Here is a 15,883-nt window from a genome sequence, read left to right on the forward strand (position 1 = left end):
AGGGGATGGTGAGAGGGTGGGGAGAGTGTGGAAAGGAGACAGTGAGGTGATGGGGAGAAGGTGGAATGGGCTGGCGTGAGAGGAGACCCTTACTTGTCGCCAGTCTCGAAGTAGAGCTCCGCGTGTGCCGCACAGCCCGGATTGAACGGCGCGTCGCAGTTCGGACACTCGTACGCACAGTCGAGGTAGTCAGGAACCGTGAACGTGGCATCACAGACGCCACAGCGGACGGACGGTTCGTCGAACCGGTATTCGGGCCAGGGGACTGCCTCGTGATCCGTCACGGCGTTGTGGCACTGAAAACAGGGGTAGTAGGCATCACAGCAGGCAAAGCGGAACGCGACGACGTCCAGTTCGCTGTCGTAGTGGTCACACCGCGTGTCGGGGCCGACATCGACGCCGCGGATGGGGAGGAGAGACACGGCTCTACCGAGTGGATGGGCGAGTCCTACTTCGAGATTTCGGATCGTGGATTCCGGGTTCTGCTCGCAGGGTTCTATTCTCTGGATCCGAGCTACTCGAATGCGGTCGTATCTCCGCGGCGATACCTGTCGAGCCGTCGGTACCCCTGGACAACGCCGTCCGTGTCGAGGTCAATCTCGTACCGGCCGAGCACGTCCTGCGTGTCCGGGATCGATGAGCGCTCGACGACCTCGACGACGGCACACCAGCCCTCGTCGGTCGGCGAGATTTCGCTGACGCCATCGAACTCGTGGCCGATGAGTTCGCCGGCCGTCGAGACGACGGTTCGGCGAATTGCGAGCACGCCTTCGATCTGGTCGGAATCAATGTCGGACTCGACCTCGATATCGAAGTCGTCAGTGTCGACGTCGCCGGGGTCTGTCGTTTCGTTGCTTGCCATATGGGTTTCTTCGTCTGTCTGGTTGGTCTCTGATTGGTCGGTGTCTGACTGTTCTTGGTCTTGCTCCTCGCCGTCTCCACTTTCCTGTTCAGCGTTCTGCTCCTCCGATTCGTCACTCGATTCCTCCGTCTCGTCGTCGGACTCACTCACTGTCGGATCATCCTCGTCGTGTTGAAAGCAAAAGCCGTCCTCCTGGGCCGGCCGCGAGCAGCGCTCGCCGTCGGCGGTGAGCGCCTTACACTGCGTCGTCGCGTCCGCTGTCTCTGCGTTTGCCATGCTCTCAGTCTCGAAGTACCTCGCTAATCTGACTTCGCAGGGCAGTCATCCCATCAATCTCCGTCTCTGAGCCGGCGACTTTCGGGCCGAGTACGTCCGTCAACACGTCTGTAAGCAACTCATCATCGTCGTCGACCTGCACTCGTCCTCCGTCTGTCCGTCCTGCTGCAGCCTCGCCGCTGTCCACGTCGTCGAACACCGAGATCCCCTTCGCAGCCGTAATCGCCGCTCGTGTCCCGACGACGATCGGTAACTCCTCGCGCAGCGTCCGGGTCGCGTCGACCACCGTCTCGATCGCTTCATCAGAGACGCTCGCGTGTGACCGAACGATTTCGCGCTCGGTCTCCGCGTCGTAGTAGTCGACGTGCACGCCGACCATCCGGTCGAGCAGCGCATCCTGTTGCTGGTGAACCCCCGCGTACTCCACGTCGTTCGACGTGAAGATCACGCGGAACTCCGGATGCACGTCGATCGATCTACCGGATCCGTGCTTGCCCGGCCGCTCGAGTACACCTTCCTCGAGGACGGAGAGCAAGACGTTGTGGGCGGCGGGGTCGCTCCGGGAGAACTCGTTGTAGACGAGCGTTGCGCCCTCCCGGACCGCGACGGAGAGTGGGTTGTCGACCCAGCGGTCGCGGACGATCTGTGTCTTCTTGCTGACGCCGCTGACGTACTCGTCGCGCTCCTCGTAGCGTTCGCCGCCGCTGTAGCCGCCGACGAGCGCGCTGGTATCGACTGCCTCGTCGCCGTTGCAGAGGACGACTGGTCGGCCGCGCGCTGCAGCCGCTGACAGTGCGAGTGCCGTCTTGCCAGCGCCGGTCGGTCCGATCAGGTGAACCGGCTGATCGGCGGCGAGCCAGCCGGTAATCCGGTCGCGAACGGCCGCGACGGCGTCGGTTTCGATGAACGGCTCCGGCGCGGCGTTGGCGGGGTCTGTGAGGTGGTCATCTCCGCTCTCGGTTGCAGTGTGAGAGCCCCCTGATTTGCCGGCCGTTTCGCTCCCTGTCTTCGTCTTCGAGGCCGACCGGGCCAGCTTCTTTCGGGCCTTGCGCCGCTGCTTCGCCTCCCGATCACCGCGAATCTTTCTGCCACGGACTTTGCGCTTGCGCGGGGTGTCCTCGGCCATCGTGGGTTATTCGGTGGCCGATTTCGGCGAGGATTCGGGCCGCGGCTCGACCTCGAGCTCTTCTAGGTCCTCGAGGTCGCCCTCCGCGGTCGCTTGCTCAATTTTTGCGATCTCCTCCGCGTAGTGCAGGAACGTGTCGACGGAGGCGACGACGACGCGGGCCTCGATGGTGAGCAGTTCAATCCCGACGACCGAGACGCGCGCCCAAACGTCGATGACGACACCCTTGTCGAGTACGCGGTCCAGTACCTCCGCGAGACTCGAGGAATCGGGCCGTCGTTGTGGTTGTGCCATTGCGAGTCGCGATTCACCACGGTTTCGTAACACGACTTTCGTTGCGACTGCAAGCCAGTTGCCGGCGGCGACCCTCTCCAAATCGGTATTGCTAGCTGGGCTGCGACTGCAAGCAGTACGATAACGCACGGGGCTGTGGAACACTTCCTGACGATTGCGTTTCACGACTGTGGGGACGGGATCACTGCCACGTCACTGTCACCGTCACCGTCATCGTCACCGCCACCGACGCCAACGGTCCCCACGCTGACGGGTCAAACTGGTGTGCAACCGTATCCCTGGTCCGATACACAACTCATGATCGACATACGACCCTGCCGTCACACGCGATCCGTGCTCGCAGTGGTGGTCGAGAAGACCGTCGACTACGTGCAAGACCACACTCAGAGCCACAGCCGCCCCCACAGTCAACCGCAGCTACATCACACACAGACTCCCCCGTTCGTCCCACCCCCGTCCACTACGGAGTGACTCTCAAATGAGCAACAGTAACCGATACGTCTACGGTATCGTCGACAGCGGCGACATCGAGTTCGAAACCGACGCCGTCGCCGGTGCAGACCGCGTCTACACCGTCTCTCACCGTCGGCTCGGTGCCGTCGTCTCGAACATTGATACCACCGACCCCGAGGAGACCGACGAGGACGCCAAACGCCACGACGACGTCCTACGCGAGATTATGGACTACGACGGCGGCCGAACCATCGTCCCGATGCAGTTCGGCATGGCATTCGAAAGCGATCGCACCCTCAAGAACGTTCTCCGCGGCGCACGGCCCGCCTTCCGCCGCGCCATGAACGATATCGAGGGCCGCATCGAACTCGGCCTCAAACTCGTCACGCAGGAAGACGCCTCGGTCGACCCCGAGGAAATCGAGGCCGCCGTCGAAGACGAACTCGGCCCGCTCGCCGCACAGACGGTTACGAACGACCAGTTCAGTGACCGCCTCGTCCTGAACAAGTCTTACCTCGTCGACGAGGACGACCGCGCGGCGTTCGACGACGGTGTCGCCCGCATCGAGGACACCTACGGCGACGACCTGTTGGTTCAGTACACCGGCCCCTTCGCGCCGTACAGCTTCGTCGATGTCGAAATCGGGGCCCAATCTCGGTGACTACTATGTTCGTTCTCGACGACCTCCTGTTTCGGCCGTTCGTGGGCATCATCGACGCGCTGCACTCGCTCGCACTCGAGGAACTCTACGACGTGGATGCACTCGAGGACGAGCGCAAGGAAAACCAGTTACTGTACGAACTCGGCGAGCGATCGGAGGAGGAGTATCTGGAGCGAAAGGAAGTGATCGAGGAGGAACTCGAAATCGCTCGTGAGGTCCACGAGCAGTTCGGGAGTGGGCGTGTCGAGGTGAAGCGATGATGGTTCCTGATGGCGGTGGTGCAGGCGGTGGTGGTGGCGATGGCGGTGGCAGCAGTGGCGGTGACAACGGTAGCGAGGGTGGCGGAAGCGGTAGTGGTGCTGGTGCCGGTGCCGGTCCCGGTGCTGATAGGACTGACGACCGTGACGGCAACGACGACAGTGGCCGTGATCGACGGGACGGACACAATGGACGTGATGAGCGGGATGAGCAGGATAAACGAGACGATTGGGACGACTGGGACGAGCGGCGAAAGCGCAACTTACGCGATTCGGGCGATCCCCGTGCCTCCCGCGACTCGGACACCGGCTGGCTCGCCACGGTCCGAGCCCTGCTCGACCGACTGGAGGGCGATTCGACGTCCAACACCCTCTCGAACCGTGGCCGACGAAGTCGTGACCGGTCACTATTCGATTACAACATTTCGGTCCGAACGGGCGATGATTTGCTCGCTGACTCCCGGTTCGGCGATCGAGTCGCCGACGACTGGCTCGACCGGTTCCGCAAGCGAGACGGGACGGGTGACGAAGACGCCGAACGACGCCGAAGACGAGACACGCCGTCCAAATCTTGGTCGTCGCGTCGACACTCACCGCGCTCATCGTCGGACCGATCCTCGCGCGCCCGCGAGGGCGCTCCGTCCACTGGACCGTCATCACCGTCCTCAGGACGGGACTTCGGACCTGACCACCGCGTCACCACACGAGCCCACGAGGACGAACTCCTCGTCATCGCCGACGTCTCCGGCGTCGCCCACGAGGACGTCATAGTCGGCTTCAGCGACAGCGAACTGGTCGTCGTGGTCAGCGACACCGAACTCGAGCGCGTCGACGTTCCCTGGCCCAATCGAACCGGTCAGGCGGCGATTAACAACGGTGTCTTGACCGTCCAGGTTCGCCCCGATCAGTCGGACACTGCTGACGATGAGTCGAGAAGTTCGAATTCGAACACCGGGACGGAGACAGAGTCGGGAGGTGAGCCATGAGCGACGGTTCAACAGCCGAGTCAGTTGACGCCGACCTCGGTGACCTCGTCACGGATGCAGAGGACGCACTCGAGTCGCTCGAGACGTTCAGCGAGCAGGACGACTTCGACCTCGACAGCCTCGAGGACGACACCCTCACCGACCTCTCACAGAATCTCGACACCCTCGCCGAACTGGCGACCGAACTCGAGTCCGTCTTCGAGACGCTCGACCTATCGGACCTTCCGGAGGCAGTCGACGCAGACGAACTGGTCGAAGCGGTCAACGCGGGCGAGATCCCCTCCGCGCTGGCCGACGACGATGTCGGTGCGTCCGACGTGGTCGATTTCGGGCACCTCTTTCGAGCGATCGATCTGCTCGACGCCTGGGATGCAACCGACCTCGGCAGCCTCTGGGAGGCGAAACGCGATATCGAGGAGACGACGGCGGAGTTGACGGGTGACGCTGGAGACGGAGACGGAGACGGGGATGGGGACGGGATCACAGACGGTCTCGTCGGCGATGACGACAGCGAGGGTGACGACGAACTCCTCGAGACGGACCTCGACGGCGACATGCTCGAGACCGACGCCGATCCCACCGAACTGCTCGGTGACATCGACGTGATGGACGATCCAGAGGCCTATCAGGTCGCAATCCAGCAGACCGCGATGGCGGGGATCGACAGCTTTCGCGAGGCGCTCCTCGAGACCCACGCCAAATTCTCCCGGGTTCACGAGTTCAATCGGGAGAAGATGCGCCGCCAGGATACGAGCGCCAATTCGCGCAATCCGACGGCGGCCTCGACGATGCCGACGGAGCGAGCGGACGTCGCGAGCGGCGTCAAGCACTCGACGGTGCCACAGCAGGTCAAGCTCTCGACGGCCCCGAGTCGGAAGCGAATCTACGGCAAGCGGTTCGAGCGCGAGCGGAAGAAACGCCGCAACGATGCCGCTCCCGACGAAACCGAAGACGAACGGGCGACCGAACAGCCGGAAGACCAGCGTGCGAGCGACGATGTCGAAACCACCGACGGGGGTGCGAACTGATGGCTGTTCGAGCCCAACCGTTGGTCTTCTGGACGAACCGTGTCACCGCTGTCACTCCAGTACCAGTATCTAGCATGAGCCACACCAGTCCTGAATTAGCGTCGATGTCCCGTCGCAGTCGAACCGCCTGCCAGACACCAGCGACACAGCGACGACGGAACAGGGACTCGAGTACGCCGTCCAACTCGAGCCCCACTCCGCTGTCGATGCCGAACGCGAACCCACTCCGAGGTGAGCCAAATGCCCGATAGCTTCCAGCCGAGCCGCCAGCAGAGCGATCTCGCGGATATCGTCGAGATGCTGCTGGACAAGGGCATCGTCATCAATGCGGACATCGCTGTCTCGATCGGGGACACGCAGTTGCTCGGGATTCAGCTTCGGGCCGCCATCGCTTCCTTCGAGACGGCGGCGAAGTACGGACTCGAGTTCCCCGAGGGGACGGACATGCAGCGAGTCGCTGAAGCGGCAGGTGATCCAGAACTCGCCGAGATGGAGCGGCCGAAGCCGGCGATCGATCCGACGCGAGGGGTGAACGTGACGGCGGCTGATGATGACGATGAAGAGGACGGTAGTGATGATGGCGACACTGGCGAGGCAGACGGTAATGACGGCGGTGGCGAGGGCAGCGGTGATAGCGACGATAATGCGAGCGACGAAGAGACAGCACAGGCCGACACCGATGACGAGACCGGGGACGACACGGAGGGCAACGAATGACCACGATCGATGTCGGCGACGGCGACGACGCCCGCCAGGGACTGATCACCCTCGTCATTACCGTCGTCGAACTCCTCATCGATGCACTCGAGCGCGAGGCTGTCCGACGCATGGAGTCTGGCAACCTCTCAGATGAGGAGATCGACCGCCTCGGCCGCCAGCTCGCCACGATCGAGGCCGAAATCGAGCAACTCAAAGCAGACGAGGGGATCGAAGACGGCGTCGACGACCTGCGAGGCGACCTGGATGGGCTGGTCTCGGACGCGATCGAACAGTTCAACGCCGACGCACCGTCTCACCGTAAACCCGGCTACTCTGTGTTCGGAGGTGAGGAACAGTGACGACGGACGAGGCGACCCCCGACGCAGACGCAGCGGACATTCCGGAGATTAACGACGGGCGCTACCTCTACTGCGTTGTCCAGGCAGAATCCGACGCCCAACTCGAGACGACCGGAATCGACGGCGAGTCAGTCTCGGTGGTCGCGGAGAACGGGATCGGTGCCGTCGTCCACGCCTGCGACGGACTCTACGATACGGACGACCTCGGACAGATTCAGCGCTGGCTGATTCGCCACCAGACGGTAGTCGACGCGGCCGGGGAGGCGTTCGGGACGCCGGTTCCGTTCCAGTTCGATACGATCCTTCGCGGCGGTGAGGCCGGTCTTCGCGAGTGGCTTCGCGAGGAGACGGACACGCTACAGCCGGTGCTCTCGGAACTCGCAGGCCACTGGGAGTACCGCGTCGAGGTCGTCGAGTACGATTCGCCGGACGACGAGACGCTCGTCGAACAGGACGAACGCCTCTCCGAACTCGACGCGCAGATCGAGGAGGCGAGCGAGGGACAGGCGTTCTTGCTCGAAAAGCAGTTCGAGCAGCGCCTGACAGAGCTTCGGGCCGCTCGTCGCGAGACGATGACGGCTGAACTGGAGGACGAGTTGGCCGAGGCGGCACGCGAGGTGCACACACTCGAGCGCTCGCCGGCGTCGGAGATTTCGAAGGTTGCAGGTCGCGATCGTGGTGGGAGCAGTAGGAGGAGTGATGGTGATGGCGATGGCGATGGCGGTGGTGATAGCGATAGCCCCGGCGGTGACGGCGACAACGAGGCCGAGAAGAACGCAACCACGTCCGACTCGGAGACTATCTGCCGGCTCACACTCCTCGCACACGAAGACAGCGAGGGCGAGATCGGTTCGATTCTCGACGACGTGGCGGCCGAAGACGGGATCGAAGTCCGCTTCACGGGTCCGTGGCCACCGTACACGTTCGCGCCGGCGATCGGTGGCGACGACGAGAACGATGGCGATGGCGGAAACGCGGGTGGCCCAGCCCGCATCGGGGGGTGACCGACTGTGGAACCGCGCAAAGACGACGACGCGCTGGTCGACCTGCTCGACGTGATCCTCCGGGACGGCGTGATCCTCCGGGCCGACGTCATCATCTCCGTCGCCGAGATTCCGCTCGTCGGCCTCAAACTCACGGCCGCACTCGCCGGCATGGAGACGATGACCGAGTACGGCCTCTTCGAGGAGTGGGACGCGAGACACAGACTCAACGGCGCGGAGAAACACGGGGAACTCGAGCAGACGACGGGATCGGGGACGAAGGCAGGGAAGACACAGCGGACGGCCGTTCCCGGCCCACGACCGAGCGGCGAGTTAGATGGCCGCATCGGCACGTCGAGTCCGACAGGCGGCAGGAAAACCGGGAGTAGACACGACCCTGATCGGTAATGGGACACTCATCAGGTTGACCAGTGCTGCTCCGGACCACTGGTCGAAGCTGTCAAGCGAATTTCGGCCGCTCAGTCGTCAACTCGACGTCGCCAGAGACCGTCTCCTCGTCGCGGTCCTCGTCGTAGACGTACTGACCGGTCGACCCACAGAGGGTACACTCGTAGCTCTCTGAGAGTTCGTTGATAACCTCACCATCTTCGAAGTAGACGCGGCTCTGGGTGATCTGCAGGAACTGTGGGGTCTCACAGTTTGTACAGGTGATCATATCCGACGGGTCGCTTGCACCGGTTGTAGTTATCCGGCTTGTAACCGAATCGAACGACACACTATCGCAGTCTTACCGGCTGGAACACGATCGAATCAGACCGTGCTATCGACACTCGTGGGGCGCGTTTACCCAGTAGCGATACCCGCCACGTAAACACGTCATAACCGCACGACTGAACCGCCATGCGTCAGCCAGTCACCGGTCGACGTAGCCACCGGAAAACGAAGCGTTGTCGCCACGTACCGAACCGTTATTCGCCGCCTTCTCCCCGCCGCTCCGAGACCAGTTTACGGCGTCTCATCTCGAGTCCGACTCGAGTCCAACCGAGACTCGCTCACCGGTTCGAGCAGCCTCGTAGGCAGCCTCGGTCAGGGCGGTCACTCCGAGTGCATCGCGGGCGGTCGCCGGCGGTTCGTGCTCGGACCCGCCGCGAATACTCTCGACGAAGGCGTCGGCGCGAGTCTGTTCTCGCCGGTGATCGATGTAGGGGACGCGTTCGCTCGCGTCGGTCGCTATTTCGAAGACAGTGCGCGAACCCCACTGGGTCCCCTCGATGTAGAGTGCCCCGTCGTCGTCCCAGCAGTGGATGTGTTCGCGGGTCGAGGGAAGGTCGCCGTGGAGCGAGACGGTTGCCGTCGCGCCGTTCTCGAATTCGATGTCCAGGTGCGCACGGCTGTCGACCCGCTGCTCGTCGTCGTGAAAGTCCATACTTGCGGCGACGGAGGCCGGCTCGAGTCCGGTCGTCCAGAGAATGCCGTCGAGGACGTGACTCCCTGTATCATAGAGGAAGCCACCGCCAGACAGGTCTGGGTCGAGCCGCCACGTCCCCCGCGAGTCCGCGATCCAGTCCTGCGTGATCGAGGCCGTTACCCACCGTGGGGGTTCCGACTCGAAGCGGTCTCGGGCCACCTGAAACGCGGTCTGGAGGTGGCGCTGGTAGCCGACCATCAGGGTCAGGTCGGTGCGCGCTGCCCGCTCGGCAAGCTCACGAGCGTGCTCGAGCTCCGTCGTCAGCGGCTTATCGCAGTAGACGTGCAGGCCGGACTCGAGTGCGGCGACGACCTGCTCGTAGTGGAGCGTGTGGGGTGTGCCGATGAGGACGGCATCGAGGCTTGGATCTTGGTCTGGGACAGGGCCAGCATCTGAGTTCGAGTTCGAGGCCGAACCCGAACCCGAACTGCCGTTGCCGTTCGCATCGGCGAGCATCGAGTCGTACTCAGTGTACCGTCGTGCGGGCGGAACACCGAACTCGTCGCCGACGGACTCGAGTTGGTCAGGATCGAGATCACAGACGGCTGCGATGGTGGCGTCGTCGTGGCGATGGAGTTGCCCGCCGACCGTGGTGCCGATGTAGCCGAGGCCGACGATGCCGACGCGGATCGGTGTCGAGGGCGACGCGGTTTGAGATGGGCTGGCGGACATAGACCGGGACACGCGGTCCACGGCTATCGGTCTGGCGGGGATGTCGGCGCGTATCGCGCGGTAGGCAGTGGAATCCGTGAAGCAGGCGGGCCGTACCGCTAGGTGATCCCCGAAGACTGCTCTGTGTTCGGTTTTGGACTCGTCTCAGGCAGTGCGAATCTCGTGGGGGCGTGTGGAGCGCTGGCGGCGAATTCCACCGTAGTGAGGCGATACGCGTGTCGTATTCCGATCCTGTCGATGGTTTGAACACACTACGATCCGCCAACTCTGTCCATAACAAAGGGGAACACCGTCCTCTGGATCACGTGCGGGGATAACACGCCCCGCCGGGTACGCGCTTGGCCCAGACACGACGCGCTGACAGCCGATTGCGTGCGTTCGTGCCCGGATCGCTCGGAAGTGGACTCGCCCCCGCTTCGAGTTAGCTCATGTCTCTCACGCCCGGGCGGGCTCCCGCCCCCGTTCGGGTATACGTGCTGTCTGTCGGTCGCCGCCCGCCGTTCCGACGGCGGCGCTGGCGGCGGCTTTCACGCAAGTAGTGTCGCAGTGTTCCGTCACGCCAGTTCTGTCGCAGTATACCGTCCCAGCCACGCCGTTCGGTTCTCAGCACAGTTATACACCCTCTGGAGCTACTGAACCGAACAACCAGATCAAGTCAGAACTGCCTCAAAAGAGCGGCTGGCGGCTCAGAACTCCGTAATAACCGGAATCCCGACCGTCTCGTAGCTATCCATCGAGGACAGCGTCTCGGGAGCCTCCTCGAGTGATAGCGTCTCGCCGATAATCTTGCTCGGCTCGAGCGTGCCCTCGCCGATCAGCTTGAACAGTTCCTCGTAACGGACGAGCGGCATGCCGAACGAGCCGTGGAAGTCGAGTTCCTGCATCGTCATCACGTCGACGGGGACCTCGATCTGTCCTTCTTCCTCACCGGTTGTGAGGCCGACCTGGACGTGCGTACCACGGGTTCCGAGACTGCCGATCGAGTTCTGGCAGGTCTCTGCGATGCCGAGCGCGTCGATCGAAACGTCTGCGCCGCCGCCGGCGAGCGCCTTGACCTCCTGTGCCGTGTTGTCCGCCTCGGCCGCGTTGACCGTTGCGGACGCGCCGAGTTCTCGGGCGCGCTCGAGTTTGTCCTCGCGAACGTCGACCGCGATCGGATGCGCGCCCAGCGCGTCGGCGATGTGGATCGCCGAGAGCCCGACGCCGCCACAGCCGTGGACGGCGACCCAGTCGCCGGGTCGAAGGTCTGCGCGGTCCGCCAGCGCGTGGTAGGCGGTCATGAACCGGCAGCCGAGACCGGCCATCTCGGTGAAGTCGACATCGTCGGGGAGCTTCACGCAGTTGTAGTCGGCCTCGCGGACCGGAAACGCCTCGGCGAACGCGCCCGGTGCGATTCCCGACAGTCCGAGCGGAATCACCGTTTCGCAGTTGTTCGCGCGACCCTCGCGACAGTGTGAGCAGGTGCCGTCGCCGAGGTGGAACGGCACCGCAACGCGGTCCCCCTCCTGCAGCGTCTCGATGTCCTCGCCGACCGCGGAGACGACGCCCGCGGGTTCGTGGCCGAGAATCTGACCCTCCGGCACCGAGGCGCCGATCCAGCTCCAGTCGCCCTGCCAGGCGTGCCAGTCGCTTCGGCAGATCCCGCAGGCTTCGGTCTCGACGATCACCTGATCGGGCTCCGGTTCGGGGTAGTCGACCTCTTTGACCGCGAGCGGTTCACCGTGTTCCTCGAGTACTGCTGCTCGCATATCCTACCGGTTCCCGACCAACATATAAAAATATGATAGTTGGTCGCAGGTGTCACGTCCGTCGATACACACATCCGACTTCGGTCCGAACGGGACCTGTGACGCACTCGGACGAAGAGTTCACACGCCACTCCTCGGCTACGGGGGGTGGCCTGCACTCCCCATCGGCGACGCGGACGGCAACGTTCGGGATGGGCTGTTTCTGGGGCCCCGACGCCAGATTCGGCGCGACGGAGGGCGTCGTCCGAACGCGGGTCGGCTACGCCGGCGGCACCGACCCGAATCCGAGCTACTACTCGCTGGGTGACCACACCGAAGTCGTCCAACTCGAGTACGATCCAGAAACGCTCTCGTACGAGGACCTACTCGAGGTCTTCTGGTCGAACCACAGCTGGCAAACCCCGTCTCGAAAGCGCCAGTACCGCGGCGTCGTCCTCGCACACAATGACGAGCAGTACGAGACTGCCCAGCGCACGAAAGACGATCTCGCCGAGCGCACTGGGGCGACCGTCGAGACGGAGATCGAGGTACTCGAGTCCATCACGCTCGCGGAGGACTATCACCAGAAGTACGAACTTCGGTCGACGCCCGTCGCTGGCGACGAACTCGCGGCGCTGTACGGTGACGAGTTCGTCGACTCGACTGTCGTGGCCCGACTCAACGGGTTCGTCGCTGGTCATGGGACCGAAGAACAGCGCCGTCGTGTGCTCGCAGCACTGGACGTTCCGGCGACGGTCGTCGCCGAACTTCGGCGGCGGTTCTGACCGGTTGAGCGGAACCGTCTCGTCGCCACGCTGTCGGGCGAGCAATTATACGACGCCCTGGTGTAGGGAGATGACGATCAGGCCCATGTCCACGATCTGTGCGAACTGCGATGACGATAGTCTGCCAGTGCAGTGGTGTCACGTCTATCTCTCGACGGACGAGGTCGTCGAGGTGGCACTCTGTGAGGGGTGTCGGTACAGATTCGTTACTGCCGAGTGGGTCGAGGCCGTCGTCTGAGCCAATGTCTGCGCCACCCCGATACAAACTGTTCGGCGTCTACGTCTCACAGACGGTGTTCGAGGCGCTCGAAACCCACCTCCACGAGGAGGCTGGCGTCGTGGATCTCGAGACCTACTTCGATTCGACCGCTGATTCCGTTCCGGAGGGTGACCCCGGTGGCGACGTGACCGCCACTCTGGTGACGGACATCGTCGAGAATTTTGCACCGCTTTACGACGACGCGGCGTTCGATGCAGCCGGCGACGTCGATCCGAACTCGTTCGTTCTCACGCATCTGGCCGCGCCACCGCAGACAGTTGCGAACGCCCGCGAGCGGTTCCAGGCCGCCGCGACGATTCAGGAGACGGACCAGCGGGAAGTCCACACGGCGATTCTGGCTGCCCACTTCGACACAGATCCGTGAGCAAGCTGTGAGCAACCGGTGAACAAGCTCTGACGATAGCTTCAGTCTCTACTCGGGGTCCTCGCCCGGATTCCGTCGCTCGATCATCCCCAGTCCGACCCAGGAGATGACGACCTCGTCGTCCTGGTTGAGCCCCTCCAGTCTGCTGTCGACGTACCCGCGCTCGGGGTCACTTTCGGAGACTCGCTTGTCGATCACTTCCGTTCGAATCGAGAGCGTATCGCCCGGTTTGACCGGCCGCTTCCAGCGCAGTTCGTCGACGCCGCGGGCACCCATACTCGCCCGGTCGTCGATCGGTCCGTCGACGAGGAGTCGCATACACATCGACGCCGTGTGCCAGCCCGAGGCGACGAGTTCGCCGAACGCAGACTCCGTCGCCGCTTCCGTGTCGATGTGGAACGGCTGCGGATCGTAGGACTCGGCGAAGTCGACGATCTCTGCTTCCGTCACGTCGTACTCGCCGAACTCCATCGTGTCGCCGATCTCGATGTCCTCGTAGTACTTCATCTCCTGCTACTGGTTCGTAGACGACAAAGAGCGTACGGGATGCGGAACAAACCGAACTGAATGGGTGTCTACCGAATCGGTTCTGTCCTCAGATGTACTCGCCTTCGCTTTCGTACACCGACGGATCGTTCCTGAACTTTTCGGCGACCGTCTCGAGTGCGACGAACTCCGCGCGCTCGTGGGACTTGACGTAGCGGATGAACTCCTCGAACAGCGGGATCATGTGGGGGAGGCCGTGGATATCGGGGTGGATCGTGAACGTGTAGACGCCCGCGCCGCGGCGGTTGTAGAGGAAGTCGAACTGGCGTTTGTAGTACTGCTCGTACATCATCTCGGGGTCCTTGTACCCCGCGTGGTAGATCGGCTGTTTGATAAATAGCATCGGCGGGATATCGTCCCGGTACCAGCTGATCGGAATTTCGACGATGTCGGTCTCCTCGCCGTACTGGTAGGGCTCCATCCAGCTGTCCGCGCTCTTGTCGTAGTCGATCTTCTCCCAGCTGTCGCCTTTGCGCATCCAGCCCGGCTCGAACTGCCGTTCCATCAGACTGCTGTCGTAGTCGAAGCCGTGCTTCTCGACGAGGTCGGGCGTGTTCTCGCTGAACTCCCACCAACTCGCCCGGTGGCCGGTCGGCTCGGAACCGGTAACGTCCTCGATGAGGTCGATCGAGACCTCGAGAATCTCGTCTTCTTGTTCCCGTGTGAGGTCGGTCGGGTTCTCGTGTGAGTAGCCGTGCACGCCGATCTCGTGGTCAGCGGCTGCGACGGCCTCGATTTCGTCCCGGAACGTGTCGATGGTGTGTCCCGGCACGTACCACGAGGTTCGGACGTCCATCTCCTCGAACAGCGTTAGCATTCGCGGTATGCCCTCGCTGCCGGCCGAGAGGCCGCGCGAGAGGTCTGCCGGTGAGTCTTCGCCGCCGTAGGAACCGAGCCAGCCGGCGACGCAGTCCGCGTCGACGCCGATGGCAACGTCAATATCTCCCATAGTCACTGGGACGGGCACCGTCGACCGACAAAGAAGTGTTTCCCCGACCGGGTGACTGTGTCACGACCCGACTGGTCGGTCTCGCTGGAACCGCTCAGACCGCCTGCAGGTCGTGGATGCTCACCCAGTGGCTGCCGTACTCCGCTTCGTGCTCTCGTGCGGCGCTGCTGGCTTCGACCCAGTCGGCGAGCTCCTGGTCGAGATCACAGCTGTCACAGCGGACCTGGTATGCCATAGAATATCGTACACCATGACTCCCCTTAAGCGTTCGTCGGGCAGTATCCGGGTGTCGAGCCCAAGCCACAGGAAGCTACTCTCGAACCACAGTACCGGCTCCTGTGGCGACTGACGGGGGCTGTCCGCTCGCTGCCCATTGTTCGTAGCCGTCGCTGACAGCCAGCGCGACACTCCGGCCAATCCGTCTGTACGGCCCGCAAATCGGTCGTTCGCCCTGAAAAAGTGTTATTCACGTCTCGAGCGTCTCTAGTACCGGTGATTCCCATGGCAGTTGACGCATCCACAGCGCCGAGCGCGGTCGTCCGTCGAGAAATCGAGACCGTCTGGAACGACGACGACCTCGATATGATCGACGACCTCGTTGCAGACGAGTTCGCCTACCACAACCCGATGATCGACGAGCCGATCCGCGGCCCCGCGGACTACCGCACGCTCGTCGAGAACTTCCGCGGTGCCGTCCCGGACTACGAGATGAGGGTCGAAGAGATGATCAGCGACGGCGAGATCGTCGCGACCCGATTCCGTGCAATGGGAACGCAGGAACGGCCACTGCTCGACATCGAACCGACCGGTGCCGAGATCGACATCACCGGAATGCTGTTCGACCGCATCGAGGACGGCAAACTCGTCGAGCGCCGGGTCAACGACGACGCGTTCGGACTCCTCCGACAACTGGGCGTCGTCGACCGTCAGCCGTTCTGATCGGCTGTTGCACGCGCCGCTCACAATCACGACTTTTTCGAAACAACGACCGCAACGCAACCCGTGTTTCGGTTGGTCACGTTCTCGCGACACTTTCCACTGCAGTTCGTCCTTGGTTACTCACCCGCAACTGGACGCCAAGCTAGCCGCCTGTTCAACCGTGCATAGCCCGGTCGTCGACCGGCTCGCCAGCCAGCAGCGCGTCCAC

General features: G+C 63.1%; 22 protein-coding genes. 12 read left to right on the plus strand and 10 right to left on the minus strand.

What is annotated here, in order from left to right:
- Window positions 1-89: 89 nt before the first annotated feature.
- The 4 genes from BBD46_RS00695 to gvpA form a co-directional block, all read right to left on the minus strand.
- Entirely contained in the window at window positions 90-422 is a 333-nt protein-coding gene (locus BBD46_RS00695; RefSeq protein ID WP_071399851.1) for a CHY zinc finger protein, read from the minus strand.
- A gap of 92 nt (window positions 423-514) precedes the next feature.
- The gene (gene gvpO / locus BBD46_RS00700) at window positions 515-1,138 is read right to left on the minus strand and encodes a gas vesicle protein GvpO, halophile-type (protein WP_071399852.1); all 624 of its coding nucleotides are present in this window, start codon (window positions 1,136-1,138) and stop codon (window positions 515-517) included.
- Window positions 1,139-1,142: 4 nt separating this feature from the next.
- On the minus strand, window positions 1,143-2,264 hold the full coding sequence (gvpN, locus tag BBD46_RS00705) for a gas vesicle protein GvpN (RefSeq protein WP_071399853.1): 1,122 nt from the start codon (window positions 2,262-2,264) through the stop codon (window positions 1,143-1,145).
- Window positions 2,265-2,270: 6 nt separating this feature from the next.
- The gene (gene gvpA, locus BBD46_RS00710; protein WP_006168082.1) at window positions 2,271-2,558 is read right to left on the minus strand and encodes a gas vesicle protein GvpA; all 288 of its coding nucleotides are present in this window, start codon (window positions 2,556-2,558) and stop codon (window positions 2,271-2,273) included.
- A 478-nt stretch (window positions 2,559-3,036) separates the two neighbouring features.
- Between gvpA and BBD46_RS00715 the strand changes: the two genes are divergently transcribed.
- The 8 genes from BBD46_RS00715 (at window position 3,037) to gvpM (ending at window position 8,392) form a co-directional block, all read left to right on the plus strand.
- Complete coding sequence (locus BBD46_RS00715) at window positions 3,037-3,672, plus strand: GvpL/GvpF family gas vesicle protein (protein WP_071399854.1); 636 nt, start codon at window positions 3,037-3,039, stop codon at window positions 3,670-3,672.
- A 5-nt stretch (window positions 3,673-3,677) separates the two neighbouring features.
- Window positions 3,678-3,932, plus strand: a complete 255-nt coding sequence (gvpF, locus tag BBD46_RS00720) for a gas vesicle protein GvpF (protein WP_006168084.1) — start codon at window positions 3,678-3,680, stop codon at window positions 3,930-3,932.
- Entirely contained in the window at window positions 3,929-4,915 is a 987-nt protein-coding gene (locus BBD46_RS00725; protein WP_253184455.1) for a hypothetical protein, read from the plus strand. Before gvpF ends, BBD46_RS00725 begins: the two co-directional genes overlap by 4 nt.
- On the plus strand, window positions 4,912-5,943 hold the full coding sequence (locus BBD46_RS00730) for a hypothetical protein (RefSeq protein ID WP_071399856.1): 1,032 nt from the start codon (window positions 4,912-4,914) through the stop codon (window positions 5,941-5,943). Before BBD46_RS00725 ends, BBD46_RS00730 begins: the two co-directional genes overlap by 4 nt.
- Before the next feature lie 240 nt (window positions 5,944-6,183).
- Window positions 6,184-6,660, plus strand: coding sequence for a gas vesicle protein GvpJ (gene gvpJ / locus BBD46_RS00735; protein ID WP_071399857.1), 477 nt, complete (start codon window positions 6,184-6,186; stop codon window positions 6,658-6,660).
- On the plus strand, window positions 6,657-7,001 hold the full coding sequence (locus BBD46_RS00740) for a gas vesicle protein K (protein ID WP_071399858.1): 345 nt from the start codon (window positions 6,657-6,659) through the stop codon (window positions 6,999-7,001). The genes gvpJ and BBD46_RS00740 overlap by 4 nt, the downstream gene beginning before the upstream one ends.
- A complete protein-coding gene (gene gvpL, locus BBD46_RS00745) occupies window positions 6,998-8,005 on the plus strand; it encodes a gas vesicle protein GvpL (protein WP_071399859.1) in 1,008 nt (335 codons plus the stop codon). The genes BBD46_RS00740 and gvpL overlap by 4 nt, the downstream gene beginning before the upstream one ends.
- A 6-nt stretch (window positions 8,006-8,011) precedes the next feature.
- Window positions 8,012-8,392: a gas vesicle protein GvpM gene (gvpM, locus tag BBD46_RS00750; protein ID WP_071399860.1), complete on the plus strand. Its 381-nt coding sequence runs from the start codon at window positions 8,012-8,014 to the stop codon at window positions 8,390-8,392.
- Window positions 8,393-8,444: 52 nt separating this feature from the next.
- On the opposite strand, the gene BBD46_RS00755 is transcribed toward gvpM, so the two are convergent.
- From BBD46_RS00755 to BBD46_RS00765, 3 genes are all read right to left on the minus strand, one after another.
- The gene (locus tag BBD46_RS00755) at window positions 8,445-8,660 is read right to left on the minus strand and encodes a hypothetical protein (RefSeq protein WP_071399861.1); all 216 of its coding nucleotides are present in this window, start codon (window positions 8,658-8,660) and stop codon (window positions 8,445-8,447) included.
- 300 nt (window positions 8,661-8,960) lie between these two features.
- Window positions 8,961-10,085, minus strand: a complete 1,125-nt coding sequence (locus BBD46_RS00760; RefSeq protein WP_071399862.1) for a Gfo/Idh/MocA family protein — start codon at window positions 10,083-10,085, stop codon at window positions 8,961-8,963.
- A 686-nt stretch (window positions 10,086-10,771) separates the two neighbouring features.
- Entirely contained in the window at window positions 10,772-11,833 is a 1,062-nt protein-coding gene (locus tag BBD46_RS00765) for a zinc-dependent alcohol dehydrogenase family protein (RefSeq protein ID WP_071399863.1), read from the minus strand.
- A 152-nt stretch (window positions 11,834-11,985) separates the two neighbouring features.
- Between BBD46_RS00765 and msrA the strand changes: the two genes are divergently transcribed.
- The 3 genes from msrA to BBD46_RS00775 all read left to right on the plus strand — a co-directional run bounded on the left by msrA (window position 11,986) and on the right by BBD46_RS00775 (window position 13,241).
- Entirely contained in the window at window positions 11,986-12,597 is a 612-nt protein-coding gene (gene msrA, locus BBD46_RS00770) for a peptide-methionine (S)-S-oxide reductase MsrA (protein WP_071399996.1), read from the plus strand.
- A 70-nt stretch (window positions 12,598-12,667) separates the two neighbouring features.
- A complete protein-coding gene (locus BBD46_RS22450; RefSeq protein ID WP_171908117.1) occupies window positions 12,668-12,835 on the plus strand; it encodes a hypothetical protein in 168 nt (55 codons plus the stop codon).
- Between the two features lie 4 nt (window positions 12,836-12,839).
- Window positions 12,840-13,241, plus strand: a complete 402-nt coding sequence (locus BBD46_RS00775) for a hypothetical protein (RefSeq protein WP_071399864.1) — start codon at window positions 12,840-12,842, stop codon at window positions 13,239-13,241.
- A 48-nt stretch (window positions 13,242-13,289) separates the two neighbouring features.
- Here the strand turns inward: BBD46_RS00775 and BBD46_RS00780 are convergent, their stop codons facing one another.
- The 3 genes from BBD46_RS00780 to BBD46_RS22455 form a co-directional block, all read right to left on the minus strand.
- Window positions 13,290-13,748 (minus strand): MaoC family dehydratase, encoded by a 459-nt coding sequence (locus BBD46_RS00780; protein WP_071399865.1) that lies wholly within the window; start codon window positions 13,746-13,748, stop codon window positions 13,290-13,292.
- An 88-nt stretch (window positions 13,749-13,836) separates the two neighbouring features.
- Window positions 13,837-14,736, minus strand: a complete 900-nt coding sequence (locus BBD46_RS00785; RefSeq protein WP_071399866.1) for a polysaccharide deacetylase family protein — start codon at window positions 14,734-14,736, stop codon at window positions 13,837-13,839.
- A gap of 94 nt (window positions 14,737-14,830) precedes the next feature.
- On the minus strand, window positions 14,831-14,971 hold the full coding sequence (locus tag BBD46_RS22455; RefSeq protein WP_171908127.1) for a hypothetical protein: 141 nt from the start codon (window positions 14,969-14,971) through the stop codon (window positions 14,831-14,833).
- Window positions 14,972-15,237: 266 nt separating this feature from the next.
- Here BBD46_RS22455 and BBD46_RS00790 point away from each other — a divergent pair, with 266 nt between their 5' ends.
- Window positions 15,238-15,675 carry an ester cyclase gene (locus tag BBD46_RS00790; protein WP_071399867.1) on the plus strand — a complete coding sequence of 146 codons (438 nt, stop codon included), beginning with the start codon at window positions 15,238-15,240 and terminating at the stop codon, window positions 15,673-15,675.
- Window positions 15,676-15,883: the final 208 nt, after the last annotated feature.

Origin of the sequence: Natrialba sp. SSL1 (assembly GCF_001861355.1) — an archaeon.
Lineage (GTDB): Archaea > Halobacteriota > Halobacteria > Halobacteriales > Natrialbaceae > Natrialba.